Source organism: Desulfotomaculum sp., from assembly GCA_003513005.1.
In the GTDB taxonomy this organism is placed as follows: domain Bacteria; phylum Bacillota; class Desulfotomaculia; order Desulfotomaculales; family Nap2-2B; genus 46-80.
In genome coordinates, this window is sequence record DOTD01000013.1 from 1 (window position 1) to 5440 (window position 5440).

5 protein-coding genes and 1 pseudogene are annotated in these 5440 nt (G+C 45.9%); 2 read left to right on the forward strand and 4 right to left on the reverse strand.

Translation table 11 applies throughout. The features are described from left to right. Positions 1-616: 616 nt before the first annotated feature. A complete protein-coding gene (locus tag DEH07_00945) occupies positions 617-1765 on the forward strand; it encodes an IS630 family transposase (GenBank protein HBY03123.1) in 1149 nt (382 codons plus the stop codon). Positions 1766-1822: 57 nt separating this feature from the next. On the opposite strand, the gene DEH07_00950 is transcribed toward DEH07_00945, so the two are convergent. From DEH07_00950 to DEH07_00960, 3 genes are read right to left on the reverse strand one after another with little or no spacing between them, the layout of a single operon-like run. Beyond that, a complete protein-coding gene (locus DEH07_00950) occupies positions 1823-2221 on the reverse strand; it encodes a hypothetical protein (protein HBY03124.1) in 399 nt (132 codons plus the stop codon). Positions 2222-2267: 46 nt separating this feature from the next. Further along, positions 2268-2519, reverse strand: a complete 252-nt coding sequence (locus tag DEH07_00955; protein ID HBY03125.1) for a hypothetical protein — start codon at positions 2517-2519, stop codon at positions 2268-2270. Further along, positions 2435-2737, reverse strand: coding sequence for a hypothetical protein (locus DEH07_00960; protein ID HBY03126.1), 303 nt, complete (start codon positions 2735-2737; stop codon positions 2435-2437). Before DEH07_00960 ends, DEH07_00955 begins: the two co-directional genes overlap by 85 nt. A gap of 188 nt (positions 2738-2925) precedes the next feature. On the opposite strand from DEH07_00960, the pseudogene DEH07_00965 reads away from it, so the two are divergent. Then, a pseudogene (locus DEH07_00965) lies at positions 2926-3715 on the forward strand (EamA family transporter). A gap of 62 nt (positions 3716-3777) precedes the next feature. Here DEH07_00965 and DEH07_00970 read toward each other — a convergent pair. Further along, a partial coding sequence (locus DEH07_00970) for a 2-hydroxyglutaryl-CoA dehydratase (protein HBY03127.1) occupies positions 3778-5440 on the reverse strand: 1663 nt, incomplete at its 5' end.

Consider the following 5440-nt stretch of genomic DNA (forward strand, 5'->3'; position numbering starts at 1 on the left):
AGGGAGCAGGTTCTTTAATTTGCCGGCGATGACGGCAGTGTCGTGGGGAACCTCAATGATCGATATGTTCCCGCCTCTGATAAAAGCTTTAGACTAAGCGTGTGGGCAATACGATTTGCCCCTGCTGCTCCAGTTTGAGCAAGAGATCCCGGCAGGCCATATCCTTTATCTGTCCTGTGGGAGAGTGTCAATTCCAGAATCGGCAGAGTTCCCTCGGCAGCCTGCTGCGGTTCCATGAAGGGTTGTCAGAGATCAATCGCTAAGACTGTCTGGACGTGATATTCGGTTATCTCTGTTACCCGGAATTCAGCTTCTGTTTTCATGTTTCCATATTACATGATTTGCAGCGTTGAGTCCAGGACTATTTTTCTATTGAGGCGTAATTTAAGAAAAATATTTACGTAGCTGAGTAGTTACCTTTTTATTGCCTTAAGCAAAGCCGGACAACAGCCAGGCTTGGAAAGTTAAAAGAATTCATGCTGAGGAAGGTAAATATGGATATCTAATATAGAAGGTTTTTACTATAATTTGATGCTAGTATAACGTATCATAAATATATTTACAAATAGGTTGACTTGTGGTATATTGGTCTCCAAAACAAAAGGAGGTAATCAATATGCCACGGAAGAGCCGGAAAGCAAAATTAATTTTAGACGAGGAACAAAAGGAACAGTTAAGCAGAATTTCCCAGTCACGTAAGGGGCCGGTGAGAGAAGTGCAGCGGGCAAATATTTTGTTGAGATATTCAGAAGGCATGTCGATCACCGACATTGAAAAGGGGATACAGATAAGCAGGCCGACGATTTACAAATGGATTGAGAAGGCATTGGCGATGGGAGTCGAAGAAGGGCTTAAAGACAAATATCATCGACCCAAGGACCCTGTGATTACGGCGGAAGCGAAGGCGTGGGTAATCAATCTTGCCTGCCAGAAACCGACGGATTTTGGATATGCTGCCCAGATGTGGACACGCAGCTCTTTGGCCAATCATGCGAGAAAATATTGTCATGAAGCTGGACACGATTGCCTGAGTAAGGCGGCCAAGGCAACTATACAGAGAATTCTTGATGAGCACCCAATACGTCCCCATAAGATGGCCTATTATTTGGAGCGGCGCGATCTGGAATTTGATCAGAAGATGGCTGATATTTTGTGCGTGTATAAAGAGATAAATATTCAAAACGAGATGACGGCGCCGGACAGTGTTTCCTCTGTTATTACCGTATCTGTTGATGAAAAACCGGGCGTACAGGCAATCAAGAATATTGCCCCGGACATCATGCCCAATCCGGGGAAACAGTCCCGAATAATGAGGGACTACGAATACAGACGCTTGGGCACATTGTCTATTTTGGCAGCTTTGGATTTGCATGATGGCCATGTGATTGCTCAAGTTCAGGATAGACATAGAAGCGCTGAGTTTATATCCCTGCTCAAGGAAATGGATGCCTGCTATCCTCCTGAAGTAACAATTCGCGTCATTTTGGATAATCATTCCGCCCATATCTCAAAAGAGACGATGAAATATCTTTCAACCAAACCGGGGCGATTTCTCTATGTCCATACCCCCAAGCATGGTTCATGGTTAAATCTGGTCGAAACGCTTTTTGGTAAAATGGCAAGAACATTCTTGAAGAATATCCGTGTCAATTCTAAACAAGAACTTAAAGAAAGAATCCTTCAGGGAATTAAGGAAATTGATGATTCTCCTGTTGTGCATAGATGGAGGAAATTTGACTTTGTCAACGCATTCAATAGTAAATGATTTACTGAAACGGTATACTAGTAGCCTGTTAACTCTTAAACTGTGGATAAAGCCGCTTTAATTTAGTTCTTGCATCAGTAGTTGTAAATTGCCAGTCAATACCTTTTTGATTTCTATTTCTTGCGGTTTCCCAAACCGCCAGTTCAAGACGAAGGAAATCAATTGTGCTTTTGGATAATGAACCTCAAGCAGTTCCCGGACTTGATTTGCCCAGTCAATCCGAGTTCTTCTTTCACAGACCGTTACATGCCTCCAGCCTGCCAATGGTTCTGTGAAGACAAAGATGCTGCAGGTTCCGTTGCGGACATATTCACCGTCCTGACACTCAGGCCTTCCCGGTTTCATCGGGATCGGTGTTCTGGTTTCAGCAAGAAGCTGGTACGGCTTTTCATCCATGCAGATGACCGGATACAGTCTGCAATATTGTTTCTGATACAGATCTAAAACGTCTTCCATGCAAGCAACGAAGGCGGCGTTCTGTTTAGGTGGAATGCACCAGCATTTACGGAGATGGGGCTTGAGTTCGTTTTTTTAAAAGCCGTCCCACTGCTACATGGGAAACGCTGTCAACGTACTGCAGCTCGACCGCCTTATCGGCCAATAATCTCAATGTCCATCTGGACCACCCCGATGGTGGAGCACTGCAACTGAGCGCAATGATCTTTGCTTTCACTTCTCCGGTAAGCTTGGGTTCAACCGGCGGTGTACTGCGCTTCTTTCTGTCGATTGCAACCTGAAGCCCGTGCTCTGAAATACTGCTGCCGCAACAGTATGGACAGTTCGCGGGTGGACATGAAAGAGTTCCGCGATCTCGGCTTCACTCTTTTTGGCGCCTTCGGCGTTCTCATCGGCGGCCAGCAGTACATTAGCGTGCATGATAGATTTGGCTGAAGCTGTGCCTTTGAAGATAATCTGTAAAAGTGTTTTGCGTTCGCTCTCGGAAAGACGGACACGATATCTTACTTTTGGCAAGGCATACTCCTCCCCTCTGGGAAGAATATACCATAGAAATCAGTTATTATGTAGATTTTGTGTTAACAAACTATTAGTTTGAGGAAATCTTAAGAGGGATGTTTTTGAATACAACTTCCATTGTTTTAATTAAGTACGATTTTCCCTGACTTGTTGGCGCCGTACTATCTGGTGGGGTTGCCGCTCCAATAGTCCTACTGTTTGGGTTGCGTTACACACCTGCAGCTACTGCATCCCTTTTGCTTAACTTCGAAGGAGTTGCTACAACCATAATAGCTGCTTTAATATTTAGGGAGGCAATCGGTAAACAGGTATGGTTGGCTATTTTTTTTATCACTTCAGCAAGTATCATGCTTTCATTGAACCCAGGCGGTGTGTGGGGTATTTCACTTAGTGCGGCAGGTATATTAGGAGCATGTCTTTTCTGGGGATTAGATAACAACTTTACTCGCAATATCTCTGCTAAAGATCCTATAGTGATTGTAATGCTTAAAGGAATTAGCGCAGGGAGTTTTTCTTTACTGCTGTCCCTTGCTTTGAACAACTCCTTCCCGGGAATTATAACAATACTAAAAGCAATGGTACTGGGATTTTTCAGTTACGGGTTAAGTATCGTGTTCTTTATCCTCGCTATGCGTGGACTGGGAGCAGCTCGGACAAGTGCTTTTTTTTGGTACAGCACCATTCTTAGGAAGTTTGTTATCAATAATTCTATTCCATGAAATACCGGGTATTTTATTCATCACTTCTTTACCTATTATGGTTTTAGGGGCTGCACTCCTTTTATTCGAAAAGCATGAACATCTGCATCTTCATAATTCCCTGGAACATGAACATCGTCACCGGCACGATGATAAGCACCATGACCACCACCATGCGGAAGCGGTAAACGGTTTTCATTCACATATTCATACTTTAGTAAGGGTTCCAATTTTAGTGTTGGTGAGAATACACAGGTTGGTCTTGACAAAGCCGTAAATTAATGAGGAACACATAGCTCGTTTGGGCATGGAGCGCGCCGGGAGCCGTGAACGGCTCAGCTAGACGAGGCTGCCGGTAATCGTTTGATTGGATTGGCTGCTGAGGTTGAGCAGGAATTTTTTTGATAAATGGTTGGCGTTTTTAAAGGCGATGGAGAGCATCAATTTAATCCGGTTGAGCTGATTTACCTCGCTGGCGCCGGGATCATAGTCAATCGCCGCAATATTTGCCTGCGGGTAATGCCTTCTTAGATCCTTAATCATCCCTTTTCCGGTAACGTGGTTGGGAAGGCAGGCAAAAGGCTGGACACAGACGATATTGGGCGCTCCGTGCTCAATCAGCCCGATCATTTCCGCTGTCAGAAGCCATCCTTCGCCGGTATGGCGCCCGAGAGAAAGTATTCTGCTGGCTCTTTCCGCCTGCGTGTAAATTGAAGGCGGGGGGTCAAAACGTTCGCTTCGTTCCAGGGCTGCTTTCATTTCCTTTCTGCAGAATTCCAGCAGGCTGATGAAAACCTTGCCGCTGAAATACTGCCTTCTGCTGCCGTCCAGGGTATGGTGTTTGTAAGTAAGGTCGTAGGCGCAGTAGATGAAAAAGTCCATCATGTCCGGCACAATGGCCTCCGCTCCCTCGTCTTCCAGTACCTGGACGACGGAATTATTAGCCTGCGGGTTGTATTTGACCAGAATTTCTCCAACTACACCCACCCGCGGCTTTTTTATATTACTGATTTTCAACTGGTCAAAATCCCTGACGATTTGTTGGATATACTTCTTAAAGCTGCCCGAATCAGCGTGAATGAGATGTTCGTTGCAGATCTCGACCCATTTTCCAAACAGCGCGTTAGCCGAGCCCCGGATTGCTTCATAAGGCCTGACCCTGTGCAGGACCCGCATCAGCAGATCGCCGTAGGTCAGTCCCATGAGGGCTTTTCTCCATAACCGGGGGGTTATTTGAAAGCCCGGATTCTTCTCTAGTCCCGCAATATTAGCAGATATAACGGGAATCTTGCCAAAACCGGAATCCTGCAGGGCCTTCCTTAATAAGCTGATATAGTTTGTTGCCCTGCATCCTCCGCCCGTCTTGGTTATGGCCACGGAAGTGCTGTTTAAATCGTATTTCCCGGATTTCAGGGCCTGGATGAGCTGCCCCACAACCATAATGCTCGGGTAACAGGCGTCGTTGTTGACATATTTGATGCCTTCGTTGACGGCGTCCTGATCGGCTTTCTGCAGCAAGACCAGATTGTATCCTTCCGATCGGAATGCTCCTTCAATGAATTTAAAATGGATCGGCGAAAACTGCGGGCATAAAATTGTATTTGTTTTTTTCATTTCTTTCGTAAAGATAATTCTGCTTCCGGTTGTTGCCGCCGCTTGTTCCGCAATTTTTGCCCTGGCCGCCCTGTCTTCTACGGCGGCCTTAAAAGAACGGATTCTGATCTTGGCGGCGCCCAGGTTGCTTACTTCGTCTATTTTCAGGCAGGTGTAATGCTTGTCATGCTGGCTTAAGATTTCCTCGACCTGATCCGTCGTCACGGCATCAAGCCCGCAGCCGAAGGAGTTGAGCTGAATCAGTTCCAGGTTCTCCCGGGTGATTGCCAGACTTGCTGCAGCGTACAGCCGGGAATGATACATCCATTGATCCACTACCCGTAAAGGCCTTTTTACTTTTCCCAGGTGGGCTGCCGAATCTTCAGTTAGCCCAACTTTCCCCTCCAAA

What these genes read in the sequence shown, in the direction of transcription:
- DEH07_00945 (HBY03123.1), top strand. Translation starts at nt 617, where the DNA reads ATGCCACGGAAGAGCCGGAAAGCAAAATTAATTTTAGACGAGGAACAA.
- DEH07_00950 (HBY03124.1), bottom strand. Translation starts at nt 2,221, where the DNA reads ATGGAAGACGTTTTAGATCTGTATCAGAAACAATATTGCAGACTGTAT.